26 protein-coding genes and 1 tRNA gene are annotated in these 25,505 nt (G+C 59.1%); 18 read left to right on the forward strand and 9 right to left on the reverse strand.

What is annotated here, in order from left to right:
• Positions 1 to 15 precede the first annotated feature (15 nt).
• Positions 16 to 92 (reverse strand) — tRNA-Arg (locus ACLH1I_RS08465).
• A 339-nt stretch (positions 93 to 431) separates the two neighbouring features.
• Between ACLH1I_RS08465 and folD the strand changes: the two genes are divergently transcribed.
• Together folD and ybcJ are read left to right on the forward strand one after the other, a co-directional pair.
• The gene (gene folD / locus ACLH1I_RS08470) at positions 432 to 1,298 is read left to right on the forward strand and encodes a bifunctional methylenetetrahydrofolate dehydrogenase/methenyltetrahydrofolate cyclohydrolase FolD (protein WP_004143017.1); all 867 of its coding nucleotides are present in this window, start codon (positions 432 to 434) and stop codon (positions 1,296 to 1,298) included.
• Position 1,299: 1 nt separating this feature from the next.
• Positions 1,300 to 1,512, forward strand: coding sequence for a ribosome-associated protein YbcJ (ybcJ, locus tag ACLH1I_RS08475; RefSeq protein WP_004143016.1), 213 nt, complete (start codon positions 1,300 to 1,302; stop codon positions 1,510 to 1,512).
• A 45-nt stretch (positions 1,513 to 1,557) separates the two neighbouring features.
• Here ybcJ and cysS read toward each other — a convergent pair whose 3' ends face one another.
• Complete coding sequence (cysS, locus tag ACLH1I_RS08480; RefSeq protein WP_135731637.1) at positions 1,558 to 2,943, reverse strand: cysteine--tRNA ligase; 1,386 nt, start codon at positions 2,941 to 2,943, stop codon at positions 1,558 to 1,560.
• A 175-nt stretch (positions 2,944 to 3,118) separates the two neighbouring features.
• Between cysS and ppiB the strand changes: the two genes are divergently transcribed.
• The 6 genes from ppiB (at position 3,119) to mnmH (ending at position 7,643) form a co-directional block, all read left to right on the forward strand.
• Positions 3,119 to 3,613 carry a peptidylprolyl isomerase B gene (gene ppiB, locus ACLH1I_RS08485; RefSeq protein WP_004151319.1) on the forward strand — a complete coding sequence of 165 codons (495 nt, stop codon included), beginning with the start codon at positions 3,119 to 3,121 and terminating at the stop codon, positions 3,611 to 3,613.
• A 3-nt stretch (positions 3,614 to 3,616) separates the two neighbouring features.
• On the forward strand, positions 3,617 to 4,339 hold the full coding sequence (lpxH, locus tag ACLH1I_RS08490) for a UDP-2,3-diacylglucosamine diphosphatase (protein ID WP_004204708.1): 723 nt from the start codon (positions 3,617 to 3,619) through the stop codon (positions 4,337 to 4,339).
• A 107-nt stretch (positions 4,340 to 4,446) separates the two neighbouring features.
• Positions 4,447 to 4,785 carry a hypothetical protein gene (locus ACLH1I_RS08495; RefSeq protein WP_017898880.1) on the forward strand — a complete coding sequence of 113 codons (339 nt, stop codon included), beginning with the start codon at positions 4,447 to 4,449 and terminating at the stop codon, positions 4,783 to 4,785.
• Positions 4,786 to 4,881: 96 nt separating this feature from the next.
• Complete coding sequence (gene purE, locus ACLH1I_RS08500) at positions 4,882 to 5,391, forward strand: 5-(carboxyamino)imidazole ribonucleotide mutase (RefSeq protein WP_004204711.1); 510 nt, start codon at positions 4,882 to 4,884, stop codon at positions 5,389 to 5,391.
• Positions 5,388 to 6,455 (forward strand): 5-(carboxyamino)imidazole ribonucleotide synthase, encoded by a 1,068-nt coding sequence (gene purK / locus ACLH1I_RS08505; protein WP_004204712.1) that lies wholly within the window; start codon positions 5,388 to 5,390, stop codon positions 6,453 to 6,455. The genes purE and purK overlap by 4 nt, the downstream gene beginning before the upstream one ends.
• Before the next feature lie 111 nt (positions 6,456 to 6,566).
• The gene (gene mnmH, locus ACLH1I_RS08510; RefSeq protein ID WP_048323211.1) at positions 6,567 to 7,643 is read left to right on the forward strand and encodes a tRNA 2-selenouridine(34) synthase MnmH; all 1,077 of its coding nucleotides are present in this window, start codon (positions 6,567 to 6,569) and stop codon (positions 7,641 to 7,643) included.
• Positions 7,644 to 7,751: 108 nt separating this feature from the next.
• Here the strand turns inward: mnmH and ACLH1I_RS08515 are convergent, their stop codons facing one another.
• Positions 7,752 to 8,897, reverse strand: a complete 1,146-nt coding sequence (locus tag ACLH1I_RS08515) for a porin (protein ID WP_151628477.1) — start codon at positions 8,895 to 8,897, stop codon at positions 7,752 to 7,754.
• 91 nt (positions 8,898 to 8,988) lie between these two features.
• Here ACLH1I_RS08515 and ACLH1I_RS08520 point away from each other — a divergent pair, with 91 nt between their 5' ends.
• The gene (locus ACLH1I_RS08520; protein ID WP_032426074.1) at positions 8,989 to 9,117 is read left to right on the forward strand and encodes a hypothetical protein; all 129 of its coding nucleotides are present in this window, start codon (positions 8,989 to 8,991) and stop codon (positions 9,115 to 9,117) included.
• Here ACLH1I_RS08520 and ybbP read toward each other — a convergent pair.
• The gene (gene ybbP / locus ACLH1I_RS08525; protein WP_411302769.1) at positions 9,079 to 11,493 is read right to left on the reverse strand and encodes a putative ABC transporter permease subunit YbbP; all 2,415 of its coding nucleotides are present in this window, start codon (positions 11,491 to 11,493) and stop codon (positions 9,079 to 9,081) included. The two genes, ACLH1I_RS08520 and ybbP, sit on opposite strands and share 39 nt — an antisense overlap.
• Complete coding sequence (gene ybbA, locus ACLH1I_RS08530; protein ID WP_004146399.1) at positions 11,490 to 12,176, reverse strand: putative ABC transporter ATP-binding protein YbbA; 687 nt, start codon at positions 12,174 to 12,176, stop codon at positions 11,490 to 11,492. The genes ybbP and ybbA overlap by 4 nt, the downstream gene beginning before the upstream one ends.
• Here ybbA and tesA point away from each other — a divergent pair.
• The 3 genes from tesA to ACLH1I_RS08545 are packed head-to-tail and all read left to right on the forward strand — an operon-like array spanning position 12,147 to position 14,482.
• Positions 12,147 to 12,770 carry a multifunctional acyl-CoA thioesterase I/protease I/lysophospholipase L1 gene (tesA, locus tag ACLH1I_RS08535; RefSeq protein WP_025999119.1) on the forward strand — a complete coding sequence of 208 codons (624 nt, stop codon included), beginning with the start codon at positions 12,147 to 12,149 and terminating at the stop codon, positions 12,768 to 12,770. The two genes, ybbA and tesA, sit on opposite strands and share 30 nt — an antisense overlap.
• Positions 12,760 to 13,569 (forward strand): SDR family oxidoreductase, encoded by an 810-nt coding sequence (locus tag ACLH1I_RS08540; RefSeq protein WP_162922366.1) that lies wholly within the window; start codon positions 12,760 to 12,762, stop codon positions 13,567 to 13,569. The genes tesA and ACLH1I_RS08540 overlap by 11 nt, the downstream gene beginning before the upstream one ends.
• Positions 13,570 to 13,627: 58 nt before the next feature.
• Positions 13,628 to 14,482, forward strand: coding sequence for a co-chaperone YbbN (locus tag ACLH1I_RS08545; protein ID WP_004204720.1), 855 nt, complete (start codon positions 13,628 to 13,630; stop codon positions 14,480 to 14,482).
• A 107-nt stretch (positions 14,483 to 14,589) separates the two neighbouring features.
• Here ACLH1I_RS08545 and fetB read toward each other — a convergent pair whose 3' ends face one another.
• Both fetB and fetA read right to left on the reverse strand, forming a co-directional pair.
• A complete protein-coding gene (fetB, locus tag ACLH1I_RS08550; protein WP_004204721.1) occupies positions 14,590 to 15,372 on the reverse strand; it encodes an iron efflux ABC transporter permease subunit FetB in 783 nt (260 codons plus the stop codon).
• Positions 15,359 to 16,036 carry an iron efflux ABC transporter ATP-binding subunit FetA gene (fetA, locus tag ACLH1I_RS08555; protein ID WP_004204722.1) on the reverse strand — a complete coding sequence of 226 codons (678 nt, stop codon included), beginning with the start codon at positions 16,034 to 16,036 and terminating at the stop codon, positions 15,359 to 15,361. Before fetA ends, fetB begins: the two co-directional genes overlap by 14 nt.
• 140 nt (positions 16,037 to 16,176) lie before the next feature.
• Here fetA and ACLH1I_RS08560 point away from each other — a divergent pair, with 140 nt between their 5' ends.
• Positions 16,177 to 17,094 (forward strand): SPFH domain-containing protein, encoded by a 918-nt coding sequence (locus tag ACLH1I_RS08560; protein WP_004204723.1) that lies wholly within the window; start codon positions 16,177 to 16,179, stop codon positions 17,092 to 17,094.
• The gene (locus tag ACLH1I_RS08565; RefSeq protein ID WP_151628475.1) at positions 17,091 to 17,549 is read left to right on the forward strand and encodes an NfeD family protein; all 459 of its coding nucleotides are present in this window, start codon (positions 17,091 to 17,093) and stop codon (positions 17,547 to 17,549) included. The genes ACLH1I_RS08560 and ACLH1I_RS08565 overlap by 4 nt, the downstream gene beginning before the upstream one ends.
• Here the strand turns inward: ACLH1I_RS08565 and cueR are convergent.
• The gene (gene cueR, locus ACLH1I_RS08570; RefSeq protein ID WP_004204725.1) at positions 17,546 to 17,956 is read right to left on the reverse strand and encodes a Cu(I)-responsive transcriptional regulator; all 411 of its coding nucleotides are present in this window, start codon (positions 17,954 to 17,956) and stop codon (positions 17,546 to 17,548) included. The genes ACLH1I_RS08565 and cueR overlap by 4 nt on opposite strands.
• Positions 17,957 to 18,062: 106 nt before the next feature.
• Between cueR and copA the strand changes: the two genes are divergently transcribed.
• The 3 genes from copA (at position 18,063) to ybaK (ending at position 22,171) form a co-directional block, all read left to right on the forward strand.
• On the forward strand, positions 18,063 to 20,564 hold the full coding sequence (gene copA, locus ACLH1I_RS08575) for a copper-exporting P-type ATPase CopA (protein ID WP_151628474.1): 2,502 nt from the start codon (positions 18,063 to 18,065) through the stop codon (positions 20,562 to 20,564).
• A 131-nt stretch (positions 20,565 to 20,695) separates the two neighbouring features.
• Positions 20,696 to 21,490, forward strand: coding sequence for a TraB/GumN family protein (locus ACLH1I_RS08580; protein ID WP_023319864.1), 795 nt, complete (start codon positions 20,696 to 20,698; stop codon positions 21,488 to 21,490).
• A gap of 201 nt (positions 21,491 to 21,691) precedes the next feature.
• Entirely contained in the window at positions 21,692 to 22,171 is a 480-nt protein-coding gene (gene ybaK, locus ACLH1I_RS08585; RefSeq protein ID WP_048294272.1) for a Cys-tRNA(Pro)/Cys-tRNA(Cys) deacylase YbaK, read from the forward strand.
• Positions 22,172 to 22,276: 105 nt separating this feature from the next.
• On the opposite strand, the gene ushA is transcribed toward ybaK, so the two are convergent.
• Positions 22,277 to 23,929, reverse strand: a complete 1,653-nt coding sequence (ushA, locus tag ACLH1I_RS08590; RefSeq protein WP_004204729.1) for a bifunctional UDP-sugar hydrolase/5'-nucleotidase UshA — start codon at positions 23,927 to 23,929, stop codon at positions 22,277 to 22,279.
• A 268-nt stretch (positions 23,930 to 24,197) separates the two neighbouring features.
• On the opposite strand from ushA, the gene ACLH1I_RS08595 reads away from it, so the two are divergent.
• The gene (locus tag ACLH1I_RS08595) at positions 24,198 to 25,418 is read left to right on the forward strand and encodes an MFS transporter (protein ID WP_004204731.1); all 1,221 of its coding nucleotides are present in this window, start codon (positions 24,198 to 24,200) and stop codon (positions 25,416 to 25,418) included.
• Positions 25,419 to 25,505: the final 87 nt, after the last annotated feature.

A 25,505-nucleotide genomic window follows, 5' to 3' on the forward strand; every position in this document is an offset into this window, starting at 1 on the left:
CTTATTGTTTTTTAATGGCACGCCCTACAGGATTCGAACCTGTGACCTACGGCTTAGAAGGCCGTTGCTCTATCCAGCTGAGCTAAGGGCGCCCTGAGAAGCGAGTGCTTCGCGGAGTGAAACGCCTGGAATTATACGGTCCACGTCGGTTGAGTCAATCCATTTTGCCAGGAAACTGTGGAGCTTATACGACGCTGGCGAAATATCCTCCACCAACTGTACAAGAAGCGTACCAGCGGGGCTCTTACGCCAGTAAATCGACTGAGTGGCCAGGCGCAACGCACCAATAACCATGTAATAACCAGGGTCAAAACAGGCTAAATTCGCCCCGGACAGGATAAAACAGCAAACGAGGACTGACAGCGAGGCCGGCTTCTGACAAAATATCCTCATCCCCCTTTCGTAAAGATACAGATGGAATCCTCTCTCTGATGGCAGCAAAAATTATTGACGGTAAAACGATTGCGCAGCAGGTACGCTCTGAGGTTGCGGAAAAAGTGAAGGCTCGCGTTGCGGCCGGAAAACGCGCCCCTGGGCTGGCCGTCGTGCTGGTCGGCAGCAACCCGGCCTCGCAGATTTATGTCGGCAGCAAGCGCAAAGCATGTGAAGAAGTGGGCTTCGTCTCCCGCTCTTACGATCTCCCGGAAACCACCAGCGAAGCCGAGCTGCTGGAGCTTATCGACACCCTGAATGCCGATAAGACCATCGACGGTATTCTGGTTCAGCTGCCCCTGCCTGCAGGGATAGATAACGTCAAAGTTCTTGAGCGCATCGCGCCGGATAAAGACGTTGACGGCTTCCATCCTTACAACGTTGGCCGCCTGTGCCAGCGGGCGCCGCGCCTGCGTCCGTGCACCCCACGCGGTATCGTGACGCTGCTGGAACGCTACAATATCGACACCTACGGCCTGAATGCGGTGGTCATTGGCGCCTCCAATATCGTTGGCCGCCCGATGAGCATGGAGCTGCTGCTGGCCGGCTGCACCACCACCGTCACCCACCGCTTTACCAAAAACCTGCGCCATCATGTCGAAAACGCCGACCTGCTGATCGTCGCGGTGGGTAAACCGGGCTTTATTCCTGGCGAATGGATCAAAGAAGGGGCGATTGTGGTCGATGTCGGCATTAACCGTCTGGAAAGCGGCAAAGTGGTCGGCGACGTGGTGTATGAAGATGCCGCTGAACGCGCCTCCTACATCACCCCGGTTCCCGGCGGCGTTGGCCCGATGACCGTCGCCACTCTGATTCAGAACACGCTGCAGGCGTGCGAAGAGTACCACGACGTTGAGGAGGCCTGAGATGGCGACATTTTCCTTAGGAAAACACCCGCACGTTGAGCTGTGCGATCTGCTGAAACTCGAAGGCTGGAGCGAAAGCGGCGCCCAGGCGAAGATCGCCATCGCCGACGGGCTGGTAAAAGTCGACGGTGCGGTGGAAACTCGCAAACGCTGCAAAATCGTCGCCGGTCAGACAGTGAGCTTTGAAGGCCAGAGCGTGACCGTCACGGCCTGACCGCGAAAAGGAAAACGCCCGCTTAAGCGGGCGTTTTTTTATGGCTTACTTCCGGCGCCAGGTGGTGCTCTGCGGGCCATCTTCCAGCACGATACCCATCTCGTTAAGACGATCGCGCGCCGCATCCGCCGCCGCCCAGTCTTTCGCTTTACGCGCGTCCAGACGCTGCTGGATAAGCGATTCAATTTCCGCCACTTCCGCGTCGTCAGCCTGCGCACCGCTCTGCAGGAAGGCGTCCGGCTCCTGCTCCAGCAGCCCCAGCACCGACGCAAGCTTACGCAGGTGGGCCGCCATGGCGTTCGCCGCGGCCGCGTCCTCGGTTTTCAGACGGTTCACTTCGCGAGCCATATCGAACAGCACCGAGTAGGCTTCCGGGGTGTTGAAGTCATCGTCCATCGCCTCGATAAAGCGTGCTTCGAAGGCTTCGCCGCCCGCCGCATCGACGGATTTGTCGGTACCGCGCAGCGCGGTGTACAGACGCTCCAGCGCCGAACGCGCCTGCTTGAGGTTCTCTTCGCTATAGTTCAGCTGGCTGCGATAGTGGCCGGACATCAGGAAGTAGCGAATGGTCTCGGCATCGTAATACTTCAGCACGTCGCGGACGGTAAAGAAGTTGCCCAGCGATTTCGACATCTTCTCGCGGTCGACCATCACCATGCCGGAGTGCATCCAGTAGTTAACGTACTCGCCGTCATGGGCGCAGGTGGACTGAGCGATTTCGTTTTCGTGATGCGGGAACATCAGATCGGAACCGCCGCCGTGAATGTCAAAATGGTTGCCCAGCTGTTTGCAGTTCATCGCCGAGCACTCGATATGCCATCCCGGACGGCCTGCGCCCCACGGCGACGGCCAGCTTGGCTCGCCCTCTTTCGACATCTTCCACAGGACGAAGTCCATCGGATTACGCTTGACGTCAACCACGTCGACGCGCGCCCCCGCCTGCAGCTGATCGAGATCCTGACGCGACAGCAAACCGTAGTTCGGGTCTGTCGGCACATCGAACATTACGTCGCCGTTATCCGCCACATAGGCATGGCCTTTGGCGATTAGTTGCTCGGTAATCTCTATGATCTCCGCAATATGATGCGTCGCGCGCGGCTCGCTGTCGGGACGCAAAATATTCAGGGCGTCAAAATCCTTGTGCATTTCGGCGATCATCCGATCGACCAGCGCGACAAAGCTTTCGCCGTTTTCATTAGCGCGCTTAATGATTTTGTCGTCGATATCGGTGATATTGCGCACGTACTTCAGCTTATAGCCGAGAAAACGCAGATAACGCGCCACAACGTCAAAAGAGACGAAGGTACGCCCATGGCCGATGTGACAGAGATCGTAAACGGTAATACCACACACGTACATGCCGACTTCCCCGGCATGGATAGGTTTAAATTCCTCTTTCTGGCGCGTCAGTGTATTAAAAATTTTTAACATCGAAGATTCCGTGTAGACGTGTGTGGGTAATGAAGCCTCTATAATACCCATAATTCAGACAGGACGCAGCACACATTGCAAGGTGCATCGACCCCCGCGGTTATGCTATAACACCCCCCTATATCTCACCCGACACCGGGTGCTGGCACCACACTCATCGGAACAGGATGCAAAAATGGTTACTTTCCACACCAATCATGGCGATATCGTAATCAAAACGTTTGACGACAAAGCGCCGGAAACAGTTAAAAACTTCCTGGACTACTGCCGCGAAGGTTTCTACGACAACACCATTTTCCACCGTGTTATCAACGGCTTCATGATTCAGGGCGGCGGTTTTGAACCTGGCATGAAACAAAAAGCGACCAAATCTCCGATTCAGAACGAAGCGAACAACGGTCTGAAAAACACCCGCGGCACGCTGGCGATGGCCCGTACTCAGGCGCCGCACTCTGCCACCGCGCAGTTCTTCATCAACGTGGTTGACAACGACTTCCTGAACTTCTCCGGCGAAAGCCTGCAGGGCTGGGGCTACTGCGTCTTCGCGGAAGTGGTTGAAGGCATGGACGTGGTTGACAAAATCAAAGCGGTTGCCACCGGCCGCAGCGGCATGCACCAGGATGTGCCGAAAGACGATGTGATCATCAAAAGCGTCACCGTCAGCGAGTAATTCGTGGCGACACTTTTTATTGCAGATTTGCACCTGCAAACAGAAGAACCGGCGATCACCGCCGGTTTTCTGCGTTTTTTACAGGGGGAAGCCCGTCAGGCGGACGCCCTGTATATCCTTGGCGATCTGTTTGAGGCGTGGATCGGCGATGACGATCCCAACCCGTTGCATCAGCAAATCGCTACGGCAATCAAAGCCGTCGTCGACGCCGGCGTGCCCTGCTACTTCATTCACGGCAACCGCGATTTTCTCGTCGGCCAGCGCTTCGCCCGTCAGAGCGGGATGATCCTGCTCGCCGAAGAAGAGCGACTGGACCTCTATGGCCGTGACGTCTTGATTATGCATGGCGACACGCTGTGCACCGATGACCAAGGCTATCTGGCGTTTCGCGCGAAAGTCCACACCCCGTGGATCCAGCGTCTGTTCCTGGCTCTGCCGCTGTTTGTCCGCCGCCGCATCGCCGCCCGCATGCGCGCCGACAGCAAAGCCGCCAACAGCAGCAAATCAATGGAAATTATGGATGTGAATCCACAGGCGGTGGTTAACGCCATGGAGCGGCATCACGTGCAGTGGCTGATCCACGGCCATACCCATCGCCCGGCGGTCCATGACCTGCAGGCCAACGGCCAGCCCGCATGGCGCGTGGTACTCGGCGCCTGGCACAGCGAAGGTTCGATGGTGAAGGTGACGCCGGACGACGTCGAACTGATCCATTTCCCGTTCTAATTCCTGCGCGAGCACAATTCTGAAATCCCCTCTTGCCTGGACGGAGGTATGCTCCTGCCGGCATTGCGCATGCTAGTCTTCCACAACATCACTCTCAAGGAACGAGCATGAGCAGGAAAAAGTGGAGCCAGCCGCTGATCTGGGGAATGATCATCGCGATCCTCAATCCGTTAGGGATAAGTTATATCGCCTTAATCGGCATCGCTCTCGGCAACACGCTGACGTTTGTCTGGTGTGCGATGCTGGCGTGGGCTATTTATTTCTATGCCATTTATTTGCTCTGTACCCGCCCTCACGAGAGCCGACTGGTACAAATCTATTTACTGATGATGGGCACCCTGATGCTCCCCTGGGGGTTAGTACTGCTTATCACTTGTTGCATGAATGAGATCAAGGCCATTAAGCCGCGATCGTCGTCATCGCAGAGTGAGACAAAAGACGGCTAACCATGCACACGCAACCGTTTTCCTTGCCGGCAGTTCATGCTATTCTCTGTGGCCTCTAAAGCAGTGTGAAACACACCCACAGGAGTTTTAAGACGCATGTCTTCCCGCAATAATTCGGCGCGTATCGCCATCGTGATGGGGTCCAAAAGCGACTGGGCTACCATGCAATTTACCGCAGAAATTCTTGATGCCCTGAACGTTCCGTACCATGTCGAAGTGGTCTCCGCCCATCGCACGCCCGATAAGCTGTTCAGCTTCGCTGAAAGCGCCGAAAGCAATGGCTATCAGGTGATTATTGCTGGGGCAGGCGGCGCGGCGCATCTGCCGGGCATGATTGCGGCGAAAACCCTGGTGCCAGTGCTCGGCGTACCGGTTCAGAGCGCAGCCTTAAGCGGTGTCGACAGTCTTTACTCCATTGTTCAGATGCCGCGCGGTATTCCGGTCGGCACACTGGCCATCGGCAAAGCCGGCGCCGCGAACGCCGGTCTGCTCGCCGCGCAGATCCTCGCCCAGCATGATGCTGAACTCCACCAGCGCCTGAGCGCCTGGCGCCAGGCGCAAACCGATGAAGTGCTGGATAACCCGGACCCGCGGGGTGCGGCATGAAACAGGTATGCGTACTCGGCAACGGCCAGTTAGGCCGTATGCTGCGCCAGGCCGGCGAGCCGCTGGGTATCGCCGTCTGGCCGGTGGGGCTGGAAGCCGATCCGGAAGCGGTGCCATTCCAGCAGAGCGTCATCACGGCAGAAATTGAACGCTGGCCGGAAACCGCCCTCACCCGCGAGCTGGCCCGCCACCCGGCGTTCGTCAACCGCGACGTCTTCCCGATTATCGCCGATCGCCTGACGCAAAAGCAGCTGTTTGACAAGCTTGGTCTCGCCACTGCCCCGTGGCAGCTGCTGGCGGATAAAAGCGAGTGGCCGGCGGTGTTTGCCCGCCTTGGCGAACTGGCGATCGTTAAGCGTCGCGTTGGCGGTTACGACGGCCGCGGCCAGTGGCGTCTGCGGGAAAACGAGATCGATCAGCTACCGGCCGATAACTACGGCGAGTGCATCGTCGAGCAGGGGATTAACTTCTCCGGCGAAGTGTCGCTGGTGGGTGCCCGCGCCCATGACGGCAGCACCGTCTTCTACCCGCTGACCCGCAACCTGCATCAGGACGGTATTCTGCGCGCCAGCGTCGCCTTCCCGCAGGCCAATGTCCGCCAGCAGGAGCAAGCGGAAAGCATGCTGACGGCGATCATGAACGAGCTGAACTACGTCGGCGTGATGGCGATGGAGTGCTTCGTCACTGCCGAGGGACTGCTGATCAACGAGCTGGCGCCGCGCGTGCACAACAGCGGCCACTGGACGCAAAATGGCGCCTCCATCAGCCAGTTTGAGCTGCATCTGCGAGCGATTACCGGCCTGCCGCTGCCGCCGCCAGTGGTTAACAGCCCGTCGGTAATGATCAACCTGATCGGCACCGATCTCAATTACGACTGGCTGAAGCTGCCGCTGGTCCACCTGCACTGGTACGATAAAGAGGTGCGCCCGGGTCGTAAAGTCGGCCACCTGAACCTGACCGACAGCGATACTGACCGTCTGAGCGCGACGCTGGAAGCGATCAAGCCGCTGCTGCCAGCGGAGTACACCAGCGGTCTGTTCTGGGCGCAATCGCAGCTCAGCTAAACTCTTCGTGCCGGGGATTTGATCTATCCCCTTCCCCGGCACACCTTGAGGCGCGTACAATCCCCCCCTTGCTGTAAAGCCCATTTCTGTTTTGACTTCAGAGGATACCCCATGACCAATGGGACGGATTATCGCGCCATTCTCGCCAGCGATACGCCACTGATTGACGTACGCGCCCCGGTGGAGTTTAGCCAAAGCGCGATGCCGGCGGCGATCAACCTGCCGCTGATGAATGATGAAGAGCGCGCCGCAGTCGGCACCTGCTATAAGCGCCAGGGGCCGGAAGCGGCGCTGGCGCTCGGCCATAAGCTGGTTCAGGGCGATCTGCGCGCCAGCCGGATCCGGTCATGGCTGGAAGCATGCGCCCGTTACCCGCACGGTTACCTGTGCTGCGCCCGCGGCGGCCAGCGCTCGCATATTGTCCAGCAGTGGCTGAAAGAAGCTGGCGTGGATTACCCCCTGATCGTCGGCGGCTATAAAGCGCTGCGCCAGGCGGCGATCCAGGCTACCGACGCGCTGGTACAGCGGCCGATCGTGCTGATTGGCGGCTGCACCGGCAACGGCAAAACCCAGCTGGTTTGCTCGCGACCGGACGGTATCGATTTGGAGGGCCATGCCCACCACCGCGGCTCTTCGTTTGGCCGCACGCTACAGCCGCAGCATCCGCAAGCCACCTTTGAAAACCACCTGGCGGTCAGCCTGCTCAAAAAAGCCGAACAGCAGACGCGCTGGGTGCTGGAAGATGAAGGCCATATGATCGGCGCCAACCATCTGCCGGAGTGCCTGCGCATCCGCATGGCGCAATCGCCGCTGGCGGTGGTGGAAGATCCGTTTGACGTTCGCCTCGAACGGCTGCGCGAGGAGTATTTCGATCGCATGTATCGCGACTTTATCGCCGCGTATGGCGAAGAGAAAGGCTGGCAGGCATACGGCGAGTATCTGCATCACGGCCTGTTTGCCATCCGCCGTCGCCTGGGGCTGCAGCGTTTTGCCCAGCTCACTGAACGCCTCGATGAGGCGCTGGCGCAGCAGCAGCGCACCGCCAGCACCGAGGCGCACTTCGCCTGGCTGGTGCCGCTACTGGAAGAATACTACGACCCGATGTATCGCTATCAGTTGGGGAAAAAAGCCGGGAAGATTATTTTTCGCGGCAGCTGGCAGGAGGTCGCCGCCTGGCTGGCGAAGTAATCGCATGCTCGATTGTCCCGGCTTGCGGCGTAAACGCCTTAGCCGGGCTACCGGTCGGCACGATTTGTAGCCCCGGTGAGCGCATCGCGACCGGGGAGATGTGACCGCTTAGAAGTCGTAGCGCAGACGCACCAGGTTCATATCGCCCAGATTGTCGGTGCTGGAGGTAAACACGTGCTCGTAGTCAACGCGGAAACCGTAATCCAGCTGGAAGCTAATCCCCAGACCGTTATCGATACGCTGGTAGTTGCGGCCATTCACGTACTGCAGGCGATCGCCCATAAAGTACGGCTGAATAGATTTAACAGCGTATTGATTGATCGGGAATTTATAGCCCGCAAAATATTCAATCCCCCAGGCGTCGCCGGCGAAGTAATTATGCACATCGGTTTTTTTGGTAGTGAGGAAGTTCTGATACCAGCCGCCGCCGAAGGAGAAGGTCCAGTTATCCGGGGTCCAGCTCAGCGCAGTACCGACGATGTTCTGGTCATAGGTTTTGCTGTCGGAAGTTGACGGGTCGCGCATTTCGGCGCGGGTGTAGTTCCATGCGGTCCCCCAGGTCAGATCCTTCATGATGTGGTAGTCCGCGCCAACAGAACCGCCGCCTTTACGTTTATAGCGCAGACCGTTACCCGGCAGGTATTCGCTGTCTTCGAACAGATAAGAGCCGTAAAGATCGACATCGCCAACGGTTTTCTTATATTTCAGCATATTACGTGAACGATAAGAACCATCGTAATCGCCGTTAATGCCGTTGCCCGGCGCCTGGCCGATCATGTCGTAGTCCCAGATATCGGTTTTCACCCCCACCACATCATAGTAAATACTGTTTTGCTGACCGTAGGTTAACGTCCCCCAGGTATCGCTTTTCAGGCCGGTATACAGCATGCGGCGGGTAGTATTGTTCGCCCCTTCCGCGTAGTGATTATCCCAGTCGAACAGCGCCGGAATGTTCACCCCCAGTTCGTAGTAGCTGATCCAGCTAATATCATCGAACAGGTAGTAATCCGCCGCGAAGCGGAAACGGGTGCCGCCGTCGAAACCGTTACGCTTATAGGAGCCTTTATCGCCATCGCCGGTCATCATGTTGAATTGCGGACGAATACTCCCGCCGACGGTAAAGTTAAGCCGGCTTAACGGATCGCCCGCCTGCGGATCTTGTTTCAGCAGCGTGATCTCCGCGTGAGAAGCAAATGAAATGAACACCAGTGTTGCGCCGATCGAGATCGCCAGCGCTTTTATTTTATGTGCCATAGTTTTTCCTTGATTAATAAGCAACCTTATATTTACCAGCTGAATATTAACCGCGAATCAGTACAGCGTGTTGTCGGTTTTTTAATGTTTTGTGCGCTTAAAAATCAACGAGTTATCAATTTGTGCGCTTAAAATAAAAGCGCCACCAAAAACGGCGGCGCATCATCAAAATGCAATAATCTTACTGGCTAAACTGACGGAACAACGCTTTCCCTTTTAACAAACGCAGCCCCAGCCCGCCGCCGCACAGGGATAACAACACCGCCCCCGTCAGCGGCAGCATCACCCACAGCCGCCAGTCCGGCGCCCAGGGAAAATCAAAGACTTTCGTCTGCAGCATCGCCAGCGCCACTTCGGCGCCTATCGCCGCCACCAGGCCGGAAACCAGCCCCAGCAGGGCAAACTCCGCCCACAGCGTGGCGCGCAGCAGCGATTTTCCGGCCCCCAGCGTGCGCCAGACCACCAGCTCCTGATGCCGCTGGCGCATACCGACCTGGACCTGCGCCAGCAACAGCAGCACGCCGCAGGCCGTGACCAGGCCCACCATCACCTCCAGCGCCCGGCTGACCTGGGAGAGCACCTGGCCGACCTGACGCAGGATGGCGCCGATATCCAGCAGGCTGACTGTAGGAAACTCGCGGTTCAACTGGGTCAACATCGCGGGACCGTTATCCCAGCGGAAGCTGGTGAGCCAGCTCTGCGGCTGCCCGTCCAGCGCCCCGGAGGGGAAAATAAAGAAGAAGTTGGGCCGCAGGCTCTCCCAGTCAACTTTGCGCACGCTGCTCACCTTCGCGCTGAAGTCCTGAGTATCGCCGGTAAAGGTCACCGTATCGCCGATCTTCACCCCCAGCCGCTGCGCCAGCCCCTCCTCAATCGATACCTCGCCCGGCTTCGGCGGCCAGCTGCCGGCCACCAGCGGATTATGATCCGGACGCTGTTCGCTCCAGGTGAGATTAAGCTCGCGATTCAGCGCTTCGTCTTTGTTCCCGTCCGTGGAGTGGCCGTTGATCTGCGTCAGACGAGCCCGGACGATCGGATAAAATTCCGTCGCCCGCGTCTGGTGTTCGGCGAGGAAAGTCTTCACCGGCATTATCTGCTCAGGGGCGATATTGATCAGGAAGTAGTTTGGGCTCTCCGGGGGCAGCTGCTGCTGCCAGCGGTCGAGCAGATCGCCGCGCAGCACCAGCAGGAGCGCCAGCAGCATAAACGACAGGGAAAACGCCGCCAGCTGGCTGAGGGTCGACCACGGCTGGCGCAGCAGGCGGTTCACCGCCAGACGCAGCGGCAAGGCGCTGAGCGTCAGGCGTTTGAGCAGCCACAGCAATCCCCAGCCCACCAGGCCGCACAGCAGCGCCAGCACCACCGCCCCGGCCAGCACCGACCACAGCAGGGGGCTGCCGCCCATCAGCCACGCCAGCAGGCCCACCACCACGGCGCTGACCGTCGGGATCCAGATTTTCAGCGGCCAGACGTTAGCCACCACGTCCTGGCGCAGCACCCGCAGCGGCAGGGTCGCCAGCAGCAGCCGATAGGGGCGCAGGCCCACCAGCAGGGAAATCACGCCGGTCGCGCCCACCGCCCACAGCCACGGCCAGCCGCTGGCCGGCGGGAGCGCGGCGGGCAGAACCGGTTTGAGCACCAGCAGCAGCAGGCGCTCCAGCGCTAGCCCTGCTGCCCCGCCGGTTATCAGCGACAGCGTCAACAGCAGCAGCCATTGGCCGACAATCAGCTTGCGCAGCTGCGCCCGTCCGGCGCCCAGCGTCTTGAGTATGGCGACCAGATCGTAGCGGCTGCGGCAGTAGTGGCCCATCGCCACAGCCACCGCCGCGACGGCCAGCAGCAGCGTCAGCAGCGCGGATAACAACAGGAATTGCTGCGAGCGTTCGAGGGATTTGCCCAACGCGCTGTCGTCCTGGTCAAGACCAATCCAGCGATGCTCCGGGCCGAGTTTCGGCAGCAGCCACTGCTCATAATTGGCCAGCTGTTCAGCGTCGCCGGCGAACTTATAGCGCCATGCGACGCGACTCCCGGGCTGCACGGCGCCGGTCTTTGCCACGTCGGCCATATTCATCATCAGCCGCGGCGCCATCTGGAAGGGGTTGAACCCCGCATCCGGCTCCTGAATCACTTCCCCGGCAATGCGCAGCGTGGCGTCGCCAACGTCAATCGTATCGCCGGTTTTCAGGTTCAGCAGCGCCATCAACCTTGGCGCCAGCAGCACGCTGCCCGCCTGGGGCTTCAGCCCCGGCGGCTGCGTCTCGAGAGTGCCATACAGCGGATAGCGGTCATCCACCGCCTTGACGTCCGCCAGCTGCGGCGTATCGCCCGCAAAGGTCATGGTGGCGAAGCTCAGCTGTTCGCTGACGCTCAGCCCTGACTGGCCCGCTTGCGCGATCCACTCAGCAGGCACCTCGCGCGAACTGCGCAGCGTGCGGTCGCCTGCCATAAACTCACGGCTTTGCTGGCTGAGGCCTTTCTCCATCCGATCGCTTATCGACCCCAGGGCCAGCACGCAGGCCACGGCGAGGCTTAACGCCAGCCAGACGATCAGCAGCGACGGCGAGCGCCATTCGCGCCAGAACCAGCGGGCGATCATGCTTCCTCCCGCAGCTGGCCATCCACCAGGCGCAGACGACGGTCGCAGCGCGCCGCCAGCAGCGGATCGTGAGTGACGAGGATCAGGGTGGTGCCGTGTTCGCGATTAAGCGAGAACAGCAGATCGGCAATTTTATCCCCGGTCTGGCGATCGAGGTTGCCGGTGGGCTCATCGGCGAACAGAATGGCCGGACGACCATTGAAGGCCCGGGCCAGCGCGACCCGCTGCTGTTCACCGCCGGAGAGCTGTGCCGGCAGGTGGTGCAGGCGTTTGCCAAGCCCCAGCTGCTCAAGCAGCGCGCGGGCATCGCCCCGGCTCTGGCTGTCGCTGGCGCCACGCAGCAGCGCCGGCAGCTCGACGTTCTCCAGGGCGTTGAGCGTCGGGATCAGCATAAACGACTGAAAGACAAAACCGACGTGCTGCGCCCGCAGCGCCGCCCGCGCCTCCTCATCCATCCGATGCAGCGGTTTGCCCAGCATCGATACTTCCCCACTGCTGCCATCGTCCAGGCCGGCGAGGATCGCCAACAGGGTCGATTTACCGGAGCCCGACTCGCCGATCAGGGCGATGGTCTGCCGCGGTTTGACAACCAGCTCAACTCCGGTAAGGATGGAGAGCTGATGCTCCCCCTGACCGACGGACTTCTTAAGATGATGAACTTCAAGTATGTTTTCCGCTGGCATGTGCCTTTCCTGTTTTTGTTCCTGTTTACCTGCCGCGCGATGGCGGCGGATACGTTGCTGATCCTCGGCGACAGCCTGAGCGCTGGCTATCGGATGGCGGCCAACGCCGCGTGGCCTGCGCTGCTCAATGAGAAGTGGCAGGCGAAAACGCCAGTGGTGAACGCCAGCATCAGCGGCGATACCTCCCAGCAAGGGCTGGCCCGTCTGCCTGCGCTGCTTAAACAGCATCAGCCGCGCTGGGTGCTGGTTGAGCTCGGCGGCAATGACGGGCTACGCGGCTTTCCGCCGCAGCAGACCGAGCAGACGCTGCGCACCATTATTAAGGATATCAAAGCGGCCAACGCCGAGCCGCTGCTGATGCAAATTCACCTGCCGGCGAACTATGGCCGCCGCTATAATGAAGCCTTCGGCGCGATTTACCCGGCCCTGGCCAAAGAGTTCGCTATTCCTCTCCTGCCCTTTTTTATGGAGGAGGTGTATCTGAAACCCCAGTGGATGCAGGACGACGGCATTCACCCGAATCGCGACGCGCAGCCGTTTATCGCCGAGTGGATGGCGAACCGGCTGGCTCCCTTAGTTAATCATGACTCCTGAACGCCAGGGGTCGCTGACAGGTAAAGTTATGCAAAAAACGGTTTTAGTGACAGGCTGTTCCAGCGGAATTGGTCTGGAAAGCGCACTGGATTTAACCCGCCAGGGCTTTCGCGTGCTGGCGGCCTGCCGCAAGGCAGAGGACGTGGCGCGGATGCAGGAGCTGGGGCTAACCGGTATTTTGCTCGATCTGGACGACCCGCAGAGCGTGGAGCGCGCGGCGGCGGAGGTGCTTGCGCTGACCGATGATCGTCTCTACGGCCTGTTCAATAACGCCGGATACGGCGTCTATGGCCCGCTGAACACCATCAGCCGCCAGCAGATGGAACAGCAGTTTTCCGCTAACTTTTTCGGTGCCCATCAGCTCACCATGCTGCTGCTGCCAGCGATGACGCCGCACGGCGAAGGTCGCATCGTGATGACCTCGTCGGTGATGGGGCTTATCGCCAGCCCCGGCCGCGGCGCCTACGCCGCCAGTAAATACGCCCTCGAGGCATGGTCCGACGCGCTGCGCATGGAGCTGCGTCACAGCGGTATCAAGGTCAGCCTGATTGAGCCGGGCCCGATCCGCACCCGCTTTACCGATAACGTCAACCAGACGCAAAGCGACAAGCCCGTTGAAAACCCGGGCATCGCCGCCCGTTTTACCCTCGGGCCGGAGGCGGTAGTGGAAAAAGTGCGCCACGCTTTTATCAGCGATAAGCCGAAGCTGCGCTACCCGGTCACCCTGGTCACCCACGCGGTGGCGCTGCTCAAACGCCTGCTGCCAGCCCGCGCGATGGACAAAATTATCCACGGCTGAGTTGAAGCGCGGCATGCCGCCCCCATGTAAAACAGAAATCGACTAACGAGAAATGCCCATGTCCGAACAGAATATTGTCAACATTAGCGAAGCGAACCTGCAGCAGACGCTACAGCAGTCCATGAACGTCCCGGTGCTGTTTTACTTCTGGTCTGCCCGCAGCCAGCACTGCGAACAGCTGACCCCGGTTCTTGAGCGCCTGGCCGCTCAATACAACGGCCAGTTTACGCTGGCAAAGGTCGATTGCGACGCCGAGCAAATGCTCGCTTCACAGTTTGGTCTGCGCGCCATCCCTACGGTTTATCTGTTCCAGAACGGCCAACCAGTGGACGGTTTTGAAGGCCCGCAGCCGGAAGAAGCGATCCGCGCCCTGCTGGATAAAGTCCTGCCCCGCGAAGAGGAGCTGAAAGCGCAGCAGGCCCTGGCCCTGATGCAGGAAGAAAAATACGCCGATGCCCTGCCGCTGCTGAAGGAGGCCTGGCAGCTGTCGAATCAGGACAGCCAGATTGGCCTGCTGTTGGCGGAAACGCTGATTGCTCTGCACCGTTCCGATGAAGCGGAAAATGTACTGAAGACTATTCCGCTGCAGGATCAGGATACCCACTATCAGGGTCTGGTGGCGCAGATTGAGCTGCTCAAACAGGCCGCCGACACGCCGGAAATCCAGCAGCTGCAGCAGCAGGTGGAACAGAATCCGGAGGACGCGCAGCTGGCCTCCCAGCTGGCGCTACAGCTGCATCAGGTCGGGCGTAACGAAGAAGCGCTGGCGCTGCTGTTCAGCCATCTGCAGAAGGATTTAGGCGCTGGCGACGGCCAGGCGCGCAAGATGCTGCAGGAGATCCTCGCCGCCCTCGGTACCGGCGATGCGCTGGCCGCCAAATACCGCCGTCAGCTCTATTCGCTGCTGTACTAATCCGTTGCCAGCCCCGGATAGCGCTGCGCTTATCCGGGCTACGCGAACGATGCGGAACGTAGCCTTAGTCGCCCGGGTGAGGCGTGAACGCCGCAACCCGGGATCGTTCACGGGCGCTTTTTCAGCTGGGTCACCACCAGCTGATGGCGGGCGTTGAAGAACTTCCGGTAGGTCAGATAGCCGGCGATAATCGTCGACAGGCTGGCGGTCGACAGCAGCATAAAGGTCACCATGATCTGGTACTTAATCGCCTTTACCGGGTCAATACCGGCAAAAATTAGCCCCGACATCATCCCTGGCAAGCTCACCAGGCCGACCGTTTTCGCTGAATCGACGGTGGGTATCAATGACGCGCGAATGCTGTCGCGGATCAGCCGCGCCGAGGCCATTTTCGGCGTCGCGCCGAGGCTTAGCTTCTCCTGAATCTGCTGCTGCTCGCTGCTGAAGCGCTGGCCCATATTGTTGTAGCACAGTCCCACCGCTACCATGGCGTTCCCGGCCACCATCCCGGCAATCGGGATCACCTGCATCGGGACGAAGGCTATCGATCCAGAGAACACCAGCACCGCCAGCGTCAGCCCGGCGCCGGTGGTGATGGCGATAAATGACGAGACAAAAGCCTTATCGATATACTTGCTGCGCTTTTTGGCATTCCACGCCGCGTTAAAGCAGATAAACAGCACCATCAACAGCGTCAGAACCGCATGATTGACGTTAAAGATATATTTCAATACATAGCCGACGATAATCAGCTGCACGATCGCCCGGCAGATGCTCCAGAGAATATCTTTTTCCAGCGCCAGCTTTTCCCGATAGCTCACCAGAATAGCGATCAGCACCAGCACCATCGACAGCGCCAGCGATTCGTTCGTAATGTTATGCCCGTTCATGCCGTACCTCCTGCATGTTTCCGCCGGCAGGCTGCAAGGTAATCACTTCATCGGCATGCGAAATTTCGTTGCGATCGTGGGTGACCCACAGAACAGCGACCTGCTTTTCCGTCGCATAGCCATGAATAATGTCATTCACATTCTGTTTATTACTGTCATCCAGCGCGCTGGTAATTTCGTCCAGCAGCAGCACGCGCGGCAGAAATTGTAAATTGCGGATCAGCGAGACGCGCTGCTTTTCCCCGCCGGATAGTTCATTAATCGATTTTTCCAGCATATTTTCGCCAAGACCAAAGCGCTGCAGGTCGGCCACCAGCGCCTGCGGATCCGGTTGTTTATTGCGGATCTGCCACGGAAAAATCAGGTTATCGTAAACCGAATCCCCGAACAGCGCCGGCGTCTGCGCACAGTAAGAGACCTGCTGGCGATACCTTTCCGGCGACAGCGTCGCGACATCGGCATTGTCGAAAAACAGGCGTCCGGAGGTCGGACTGAGCAGCGAGGCGATAATTTTCAGCAAGGTGCTTTTCCCGCAGCCGGAAGGCCCGGTAATCAACTTAAATTCCCCGGGTCTGAGCTCAAGATTGATATTGTGTAAAATAACTGCGTCGTCGGTCTTAAATCCCACACCCTCGAGACGCAAAAGCGCGTTATTTTCCTTCATGAGGCTTCCTGATTATTTTCTGAAACACCGCTAGTTTACCGCACTTTCCTTTCTCCCGGTGGTGGAGAAAGATATACTCAGTTTAAACACGCGCTATTTCTTTGTAGCGCTTCACCAGGCAACAAGACAGGAGGTTTTTGATGCTGATTTTTATTCCTATCCTTATTTTCGTCGCGCTGGTCATTGTGGCCGCGGCGGTGAAAATCGTCCCGCAGGGCTACCAGTGGACGGTGGAGCGCTTCGGGCGTTTTACCCAGACGCTGCAGCCGGGATTAAGCTTAGTCGTGCCGTTTATGGACCGCATCGGCCGCAAAGTGAACATGATGGAGCAGGTGCTCGACATCCCCTCACAGGAGGTTATCTCCAGAGATAACGCCAACGTCACCATCGACGCCGTTTGCTTTATTCAGGTGGTTGACGCGCCAAAGGCCGCCTACGAGGTCAGCAATCTTGAGCAGGCGATCGTCAACCTGACGATGACCAACATTCGTACCGTGCTCGGCTCGATGGAGCTGGATGAAATGCTCTCCCAGCGCGACAGCATTAACACCCGCCTGCTGCATATCGTTGACGACGCCACCAACCCGTGGGGGGTGAAAATCACCCGCGTCGAAATTCGCGACGTTCGCCCACCGGCGGAGCTTATCGCCTCGATGAATGCCCAGATGAAAGCCGAACGTACCAAACGCGCCTATATCCTTGAGGCCGAAGGGGTGCGTCAGGCGGAAATTCTGAAAGCGGAAGGGGAAAAGCAGTCGCAGATCCTCAAGGCGGAGGGCGAGCGGCAGTCCGCCTTCCTGCAGGCGGAGGCCCGCGAGCGTTCCGCTGAAGCGGAAGCCCGCGCCACCCAGATGGTCTCCTCGGCGATCGCCTCAGGCGATATTCAGGCGATCAACTACTTCGTGGCGCAGAAATACACCGATGCGCTGCAGCAGATTGGCGCCGCCAACAACAGTAAAGTGGTGCTGATGCCGCTGGATGCCAGCAGCCTGATGGGATCGATCGCCGGGATCAGCGAGCTGATCAAAGAAGGCGCTGGCGATCGGAAAAAATCATGATCGACATGATCCTCGCCCACCCTCATCTGTTCTGGCTAAGCCTCGGCGGGCTGCTGCTGGCGGCCGAGATGCTGGGCGGCAGCGGATACCTGCTGTGGAGCGGCGTCGCCGGCGTGGTGACCGGCGCCCTGACCTGGCTCCTGCCGCTGAGCTGGGAATGGCAAGGCACGCTGTTTGCCGTCCTCACTCTGCTGGCGGCGTGGCTGTGGTCGAAGTGGCTGCGCAAGCGCGTCAAACTGCAGCGTCCTGCCGATGCTCAACTCAACCAGCGCGGGCAGCAGCTGATAGGCCGCCGTTTGACGCTGGATGCCCCGCTGGTAAACGGCCGCGGCCACGTGCGCGTTGGCGACAGCTCATGGCCGGTGATGGCTGACGAGGACCTCACCCCAGGCAGTCAAGTCGAAGTGGTCGCCGTGGAAGGGATTACGCTACGGATCAGACCCGTCGTTCGTTAAGCCTGCGCCTTGCGATGACAGCAGCCGGAAAGATTATCGATAATCGGGCATTCCGCGCTGTCGTCGCCGGGACAGGATTCGGCCAGCGCCAGCAGGTGCGCGCGCATATTTTGCAGCTCGCGGATATGGTTCTCGATATCCGCCACTTTCTCCAGCGTGCGTTTTTTCACATCGGCGCTGTGCCGCGACGGGTCGTTGAACAAGGCCACCAGCTCGCGGCACTCTTCCAGGTTAAACCCCACCTGCCGCGCCTGGCGCAGCAGCGTCAGTTCATCGAGATGCTGCTGACCGTAGGTGCGGTAGCCGTTTTCGCTGCGCAACGGCGGCGTCACCAGCCCCTTTTCTTCGTAAAAACGAATCGCTTTGCTGGTTAAGCCGGTTTTTTTCGCCACATCGCTGATATTCATTTTTTCTCCTTGACCTTCCCCTTGCTGGAAGGTTTAACCTTCTTAATACTCGATGAAAGAGTGGTTCTGGTCAATCGTTGACCGGAAAATTATTCAGGAGTTATTTATGTCTAACACTATCGACCTGACGCTGGATGGCCTCTCCTGCGGCCACTGCGTCAAACGCGTGAAAGAGAGTCTGGAGCAGCGTCCTGACGTTGAGCAAGCGGAAGTCACCCTCACTGAAGCCCATGTGACGGGCAGCGCCAGCGCACAAGCGCTGATTGAAACCGTTAAACAAGCCGGATACGGCGCGGAGCTCAGCCACCCAAAGGCTAAACCGCTGGCAGAATCATCAATCCCGTCGGAAGCACTGACAGCGGCCACTCCTGAGCTTCCGGCAGCCCATGACGAAGATGACAGTCAACAGCTGCTGATCAACGGCATGAGCTGCGCCAGCTGCGTCTCCCGGGTACAGAACGCGCTTGTCGCGGTGCCGGGCGTCTCACAGGCGCGGGTTAACCTGGCGGAACGCACGGCGCTGGTGATGGGCAGTGCGTCCGCCGCAGAATTAGTGCAGGCGGTGGAGAAAGCGGGCTACGGCGCGGAGGCGATCGAGGACGATCTGGAACGCCGCGAACGTCAGCAGGAAACCGCCATCGCCACCATGAAACGTTTTCGCTGGCAGGCGATTGTCGCCCTGCTGGTCGGCGTGCCGGTGATGGTCTGGGGCATGATCGGCGATAACATGATGGTCAGCGACGACAACCGTTCGCTGTGGCTGGTCATCGGCCTCGTCACCCTTGCGGTGATGGTCTTCGCCGGCGGGCACTTCTACCGCAGTGCGTGGAAAAGCCTGAAAAACGGCACCGCCACCATGGATACGCTGGTGGCGCTCGGTACCGGCGTCGCCTGGCTGTACTCGATGAGCGTCAACCTGTGGCCACAGTGGTTCCCGATGGAAGCCCGCCATCTCTATTACGAAGCCAGCGCAATGATTATCGGTCTGATTAACCTCGGCCATATGCTGGAGGCCCGCGCCCGCCAGCGCTCCTCAAAAGCGCTGGAAAAACTGCTCGACCTGACGCCGCCTTCAGCCCGCGTGGTGACCCCTGAGGGAGAAAAGGATCTGCCGCTCGCTGAAGTTCAGGCCGGCATGACGCTGCGCCTGACCACTGGCGATCGCGTTCCGGTTGACGGTGTGATAAGCCAGGGCGAAGCCTGGTTTGATGAAGCGATGCTCACCGGCGAACCGGTACCACAGCAAAAAGGCGATGGCGATGCCATTCACGCCGGCACCGTGGTGCAGGACGGCAGCGTGCTGTTCACCGCCAGCGCCGTCGGCAGCCAGACCACGCTGGCACGTATTATTCGCATGGTGCGCCAGGCGCAGAGCAGCAAGCCGGAGATCGGCCAGCTGGCGGATAAAATCTCCGCGGTGTTTGTCCCGGCGGTGGTCGCCATTGCGCTGATTAGCGCGGCGATCTGGTACTTCTTCGGCCCGGCGCCGCAGATCGTCTATACCCTGGTGATCGCCACCACGGTGCTGATTATCGCCTGTCCGTGCGCCTTAGGGCTGGCGACGCCAATGTCGATCATCTCCGGCGTTGGCCGGGCGGCGGAATACGGCGTACTGGTGCGCGACGCCGATGCGCTGCAGCGCGCCAGTGAACTCGACACCCTGGTGTTCGATAAAACCGGCACCCTGACCGAAGGCAAGCCGCAGGTGGTGGCGGTGAAAACTTTCGCTGGCGTTGATGAGATTACCGCGCTGCGTCTTGCCGCCGCGCTCGAGCAGGGCTCAAGCCATCCGCTGGCGCGAGCGATCCTCGATAAAGCCGGAGACAGCCCGTTGCCGGAAGTGAGCGGCTTCCGCACCCTGCGCGGCCTTGGCGTCAGCGGTGAGGCGGAAGGTCATCGCCTGCTGCTCGGCAACCAGGCGCTGCTCAACGAGCAGCATATCGCCACCAGCGATATAGAAAGCGAGATGATGGCGCAGGCCTCGCGCGGCGCTACGCCGGTGCTGCTGGCGGTGGATGGTCAGGCGGCCGCGCTGTTCGCCATCCGTGACCCACTGCGCGAAGACAGCGTCGACGCCCTGGCGCGCCTGCATCGTCAGGGCTACCGCCTGGTGATGCTCACCGGGGATAACCCCACTACCGCGAATGCCATCGCCAAAGAAGCCGGCATTGATGAAGTGATTGCCGGCGTGCTGCCGGACGGTAAAGCCGACGCCATTAAGCGTCTGCAGAGCCAGGGACACAAAGTGGCGATGGTTGGCGATGGGATTAACGATGCCCCCGCGCTGGCGCAGGCGGATGTCGGGATCGCCATGGGCGGCGGCAGCGATGTCGCTATTGAAACCGCGGCGATCACCCTGATGCGCCATAGTCTTCACGGCGTGGCCGATGCGCTGGCGATTTCGAAGGCGACCTTACGCAATATGAAGCAGAACCTGCTGGGGGCCTTTGTCTACAACTCGCTGGGCATCCCGATTGCCGCCGGGATCCTCTGGCCGCTGACCGGCACGCTGCTCAATCCGGTGGTCGCCGGCGCGGCGATGGCGCTATCGTCGATCACCGTGGTGAGTAACGCTAACCGCCTGTTGCGCTTTAAACCAAAAGAGTAAACGCTGCTGCAGGAAAGCGGACGCTGACAGGATCGGCGCCCGCTTTTTTTCCGGGACAAGAAAAGCCCGCCGGAAGGGTGACGTGTATCACCATATGCGCTAGCATGAATGCCTCACACTTCGGAGCGCGTATGGGCCTGTTAAACCGGATAAAAATGCTGTGGCGAGCCGCCGTCGGCTCGTCTTATTCCTGGCCTGCGATGGATATCGTCCTGCCCGGCGAACGCTATCTGCACCTCGTCGGCAGCATCCATATGGGCACCCGCGACATGGCGCCGCCGCCAGCGAAACTGCTGAAAAAAATACGTCAGGCCGATGCGTTAATCGTCGAGGCCGATATCAGCGGCAATGAAACCCCGTTTAGCAATCTCCCCGCTTATCCGCCGCTGGCGGAGCGCCTGAGCGACGCGCAGCTGAGCGAGCTACAAGCGCGAGCCGGCGAGCTGGGCCTGTCGGTCGAGCTGTTCGACAGCCAGCCGCTGTGGCAGGTGGCGATGGTTCTGCAGGCCACCCAGGCGCAGAAGCTGGGGCTGCGGCCGGATTACGGTATCGATTATCAGTTGCTGATGGCCGCCCGCGAGAGCAACATAGCGGTGATGGAGCTGGAAGGCGCCGACAGCCAGATCGCGCTGCTGCGCGACCTGCCCGATGGCGGAATGGCGCTGCTGGAAGATACGCTGACCCACTGGCGCACCAACGCCCGTTTACTGCAGGTCATGATCGGCTGGTGGCTGGAGCAACCGCCGTCGCGCGGTGCGGTATCGCTGCCGACGACCTTCAGCCAGTCTTTATATGATGTGCTGATGCATCAGCGCAATCTCGCCTGGCGCGAGACGCTGCTGGCCTTGCCGCCGGGGCGCTACGTGGTCGCCGTCGGCGCGCTGCATCTGTATGGCGAAGGGAATCTGCCGGATATGCTGACATAAAAAAATGGCCAATATTGCTATTGGCCCGTCAAAGAGGAATTTCATCATTATTATTATCCCGGGATTTGTATCCCGGATCGTCTGATTGTCGCTCAAAGTGACCATCACTGCCAACACTATTGCGCAAGATGGTACTATTTTTTAGACAACCTGCGGGCGTATTCTGACGTCACGCAAAACCGGTTGGTAAGAAGGATAGCTATGACTCCCGCCGTTAAATTACTCGAAAAAAACAAAATTCCCTTTCAGATCCACAGTTACGATCACGATCCCAATGAGACCAACTTCGGTGATGAAGTGGTGCGCAAGCTCGGCCTCAATGCCGATCAGGTTTACAAGACCCTGCTGGTCGCCGTTAATGGCGATATGAAGCATCTGGCGGTCGCTGTCACCCCGGTCGCCGGGCAACTGGATTTGAAGAAAGTGGCGAAAGCGCTGGGCGCCAAGAAAGTCGACATGGCCGACCCGATGGTGGCGCAGCGTATCACCGGCTATCTGGTGGGCGGTATCAGTCCGCTGGGGCAGAAGAAGCGCCTGCCGACGGTGATTGACTCCCCGGCGCAGGAATTTGCCACTATCTATATTTCCGGCGGCAAACGCGGGCTGGATATTGAGCTGGCGGCCAGCGATCTGGCGCAGCTTCTGGATGCGAAGTTCGCCGATATCGCCCGCCGCGATTGATAACACTATCCCGGATAACGGCGCACGCGCCTTATCCGGGCTCCCCAACTCATAGCCACGGTAAGCGTAGCGCCACCGTGGAAATAGCTCACCCGAAACCCAGGCTTACTGCCAGCTCACCTCGCCTTTCGGCTCATAGGCGGCGGCATCCAGCGGCGAGTTCTTCTCGATATACTCTTTCAGCACTTCGGCATCGATAAAGCCGGTATTCACATACCCAGGTTTATCGGCGATGTTCGGGTAACCATCGCCGCCGGTGGCGTTAAAGCTCAGCGTCGCCATCCGATAGGTCTTCGACGGATCCACCGGTTCGCCTTTGATTTTCAGATCGTTCAACTTGCCGTCTTTGGCCACAAAGCTGACGTTGGCAAACTGCGGATAGGCGCCGGAATCTGGCTTCATCTGCGCGACGGCGGTCAGGTAATCCACCACCTCCTTGCCGCTCATATCGACATAGGTCAGCACATTGCCGAACGGCTGGACCTTCATCACATCCTTGTAGGTGATATCGCCCGCCTCAATGGAGTCGCGGATCCCGCCGCCGCTCATCACCGCGAAATCCGCATTACTGCGCGCCATCTGCGCCGCCAGCAGCAGGTGGCCCATATTGGTCTGCACGAAACGCACTTTACTGCGATCGCCCTCCAGATGACCATTCACGCTGCCGATCTTGACCTGCAGTTGCGCCTTACCTTTGTTCTGGAACGGCGTCAGCAGCGACATCATCTGCGGGTTCTCCGCGATCTGCGGCGTATACAGCACCCGCTCGCTTTGGCCGTTATCGTAAGTCACTTTTTTCTTCAGGTTGACCGGGATCAGCTGATAGTGCACCAGCTTCATCTCGCCGTTGCGGAACTCAAAATCGGCGCGGCCGACGTATTTGCCCCACTCATGCGCCTGGACGATCCAGATGCCGTTCTGACGATCTGGGGCGCACGGCGTCCCTGGCACATAGTCGACCTGCTTTTTATTTTCCGACGCCATGCACACCGGATCCTGCGAGTGACCGCCGACGATCATCGCCAGCGAGCCCGCGGGTAAACTCCGCGCCATCTCGACATCCCCCGGCGCGTTAGAGCCGTGGTTGCCGTTGTCATAGTGGCCCATATGGGTGGTGGCCAGGATCACGTCCGGCTTTTCATTCTGCTGCAGCTCCTGGATCACCAGCTTCGCCTCTTCCGCCGGTTTGCGGAATTCGATATCGGTGAAATATTCTGGATTGCCAATCTTGGCCGTATCGTCAGTGGTTAAGCCAATCACCGCGATTTTTAACCCGCCGCGCTTAAACAGCGCCCAGGGTTTGAACAGCCGTTCGCCGGTGCTTTTCTGATAAATATTGGCCGACAGGAACGGGAACTTCGCCCACTTTTCCTGCTGGCGCAGCACGCTCAGCGGATTATCAAACTCGTGGTTCCCCACCGCCATCGCGTCGTAGCCGATCAGGTTCATGCCGCGAAAATCGGGCTCTGCATCCTGTAAATCAGACTCCGGCACCCCGGTATTGATATCCCCGCCGGACAGCAGCAGAACGCTACCGCCTTCAGCCGCCACCTCTTTACGAATACCGTCCACCAGCGTTTTCTGCGCCGCGAGGCCATATTCGCCGTAGTCATTGCGCCAGAAATGGCCGTGGTGATCGTTGGTGTGCAGGATGGTAATTTTATAGGTTTTATCCTGCTCATAGGCCTGCGCGGACAGGCTGCCCAGCGATAACGCGGCGAATAACGCCAGCGCCACGCTGTGTTTTAAACAATGCATGCTTCACTCCCTGACTTAATCCCAAGTGCCGAAAGTATAGCGAGTTAGTCGCATTGACAAATATGTTTTCAGAATTGCGACTTCCTTCAAACCTTGTCAGCAGGTATGTTAGTTGGATAATAATTCCACCTGCATCCTCTATACGCCTTCGCGTTGTATGGCAGTGCGTTAGCCCGTTCGTCATATTTCCCATGCAGTAGCCGGGAAAATCAGGGCAGTCGCATGGCGTACAAATAACGAAAGCTATATAAAAAAGTGACGTGAACCTATGGCAATCAATCAGACCGCTCAACCCGTGTCCGGCCCCGCTGCGCCGCCGCAAAAAGCGCGCACCTCGTTTGGCATCTTAGGCGCGATCAGCCTGTCCCATTTGCTTAACGATATGATCCAGTCGCTCATTCTCGCGATCTACCCGCTGCTGCAGGCCGAGTTCTCCCTTACCTTTGTGCAGATCGGGATGATCACTCTCACCTTCCAGCTCACCTCATCGCTGTTCCAGCCGGTGATTGGCTATATTACCGATAAACGATCGATGCCGTGGTCGCTGCCGGTGGGCATGTGCTTTACCCTCTGCGGTTTGATCCTCCTGGCGCTGGCCGGTAGCTTCGGTATGGTGCTGCTGGCCGCCGCGCTGGTGGGTACCGGCTCCTCGGTTTTCCATCCGGAATCGTCCCGCGTAGCGCGGATGGCCTCCGGCGGCCGTCACGGCCTGGCCCAGTCGCTGTTCCAGGTCGGCGGCAACTTCGGCAGTTCGCTTGGTCCGCTGCTGGCGGCGGTGATCATCGCCCCGTATGGTAAAGGCAACGTCGCCTGGTTCGTACTGGCCGCCCTGCTGGCTATCGTCGTGCTGTCGCAAATCAGCCGCTGGTACGCCGCACAGCACCGGATGAATAAGGGCAAACCGAAGCCGGCGATCGTCAATCCGCTGCCGCGCAATAAGGTGATTCTGGCGGTAGGTATTCTGCTGATGCTGATTTTCTCGAAATATTTCTATATGGCGAGCATCAGCAGCTATTACACGTTTTATCTGATGCATAAATTCGGCTTATCGGTGCAAAATGCCCAGCTGCATCTGTTTGCCTTCCTGTTCGCGGTGGCCGCCGGGACGGTGATTGGCGGGCCCGTTGGCGATAAGATTGGGCGAAAATATGTTATTTGGGGCTCTATCCTCGGCGTGGCGCCCTTCACCCTTGTTTTACCCTATGCCAGCCTTGAATGGACCGGGATTTTAACGGTGATCATTGGTTTTATCCTCGCCTCGGCCTTCTCCGCTATCCTGGTCTATGCCCAGGAGCTGCTGCCGGGACGTATCGGTATGGTTTCTGGTCTGTTTTTCGGCTTCGCCTTTGGCATGGGCGGCCTTGGCGCCGCGGTGCTGGGCCTGCTGGCGGACCATACCAGTATCGACCTGGTGTATAAAATCTGCGCCTTCCTGCCGCTGCTGGGATTCCTGACGATATTTCTTCCTGATAACCGGCAAAAAGCCTGATTATCCGGCGGCCAAAGTGTAACGTTGGCCGCCGTTACCCCTTGCGCCATCGGCCTGATGCGCGCATTCCTCCCTCGATTTTCCCTT

The organism is Klebsiella sp. 1SOBk10mer, from assembly GCF_046602535.1.
Lineage (GTDB): Bacteria > Pseudomonadota > Gammaproteobacteria > Enterobacterales > Enterobacteriaceae > Klebsiella > Klebsiella quasipneumoniae.

Coding starts and splice junctions, on each gene's coding strand:
- folD (WP_004143017.1), top strand. CDS start 432: ATGGCAGCAAAAATTATTGACGGTAAAACGATTGCGCAGCAGGTACGC.
- ybcJ (WP_004143016.1), top strand. CDS start 1,300: ATGGCGACATTTTCCTTAGGAAAACACCCGCACGTTGAGCTGTGCGAT.
- cysS (WP_135731637.1), bottom strand. CDS start 2,943: ATGTTAAAAATTTTTAATACACTGACGCGCCAGAAAGAGGAATTTAAA.
- ppiB (WP_004151319.1), top strand. CDS start 3,119: ATGGTTACTTTCCACACCAATCATGGCGATATCGTAATCAAAACGTTT.
- ACLH1I_RS08495 (WP_017898880.1), top strand. CDS start 4,447: ATGAGCAGGAAAAAGTGGAGCCAGCCGCTGATCTGGGGAATGATCATC.
- purE (WP_004204711.1), top strand. CDS start 4,882: ATGTCTTCCCGCAATAATTCGGCGCGTATCGCCATCGTGATGGGGTCC.
- purK (WP_004204712.1), top strand. CDS start 5,388: ATGAAACAGGTATGCGTACTCGGCAACGGCCAGTTAGGCCGTATGCTG.
- mnmH (WP_048323211.1), top strand. CDS start 6,567: ATGACCAATGGGACGGATTATCGCGCCATTCTCGCCAGCGATACGCCA.
- ACLH1I_RS08515 (WP_151628477.1), bottom strand. CDS start 8,897: ATGGCACATAAAATAAAAGCGCTGGCGATCTCGATCGGCGCAACACTG.
- ybbP (WP_411302769.1), bottom strand. CDS start 11,493: ATGATCGCCCGCTGGTTCTGGCGCGAATGGCGCTCGCCGTCGCTGCTG.
- tesA (WP_025999119.1), top strand. CDS start 12,147: ATGAACTTCAAGTATGTTTTCCGCTGGCATGTGCCTTTCCTGTTTTTG.
- ybbA (WP_004146399.1), bottom strand. CDS start 12,176: ATGCCAGCGGAAAACATACTTGAAGTTCATCATCTTAAGAAGTCCGTC.
- ACLH1I_RS08540 (WP_162922366.1), top strand. CDS start 12,760: ATGACTCCTGAACGCCAGGGGTCGCTGACAGGTAAAGTTATGCAAAAA.
- ACLH1I_RS08545 (WP_004204720.1), top strand. CDS start 13,628: ATGTCCGAACAGAATATTGTCAACATTAGCGAAGCGAACCTGCAGCAG.
- fetB (WP_004204721.1), bottom strand. CDS start 15,372: ATGAACGGGCATAACATTACGAACGAATCGCTGGCGCTGTCGATGGTG.
- fetA (WP_004204722.1), bottom strand. CDS start 16,036: ATGAAGGAAAATAACGCGCTTTTGCGTCTCGAGGGTGTGGGATTTAAG.
- ACLH1I_RS08560 (WP_004204723.1), top strand. CDS start 16,177: ATGCTGATTTTTATTCCTATCCTTATTTTCGTCGCGCTGGTCATTGTG.
- ACLH1I_RS08565 (WP_151628475.1), top strand. CDS start 17,091: ATGATCGACATGATCCTCGCCCACCCTCATCTGTTCTGGCTAAGCCTC.
- cueR (WP_004204725.1), bottom strand. CDS start 17,956: ATGAATATCAGCGATGTGGCGAAAAAAACCGGCTTAACCAGCAAAGCG.
- copA (WP_151628474.1), top strand. CDS start 18,063: ATGTCTAACACTATCGACCTGACGCTGGATGGCCTCTCCTGCGGCCAC.
- ACLH1I_RS08580 (WP_023319864.1), top strand. CDS start 20,696: ATGGGCCTGTTAAACCGGATAAAAATGCTGTGGCGAGCCGCCGTCGGC.
- ybaK (WP_048294272.1), top strand. CDS start 21,692: ATGACTCCCGCCGTTAAATTACTCGAAAAAAACAAAATTCCCTTTCAG.
- ushA (WP_004204729.1), bottom strand. CDS start 23,929: ATGCATTGTTTAAAACACAGCGTGGCGCTGGCGTTATTCGCCGCGTTA.
- ACLH1I_RS08595 (WP_004204731.1), top strand. CDS start 24,198: ATGGCAATCAATCAGACCGCTCAACCCGTGTCCGGCCCCGCTGCGCCG.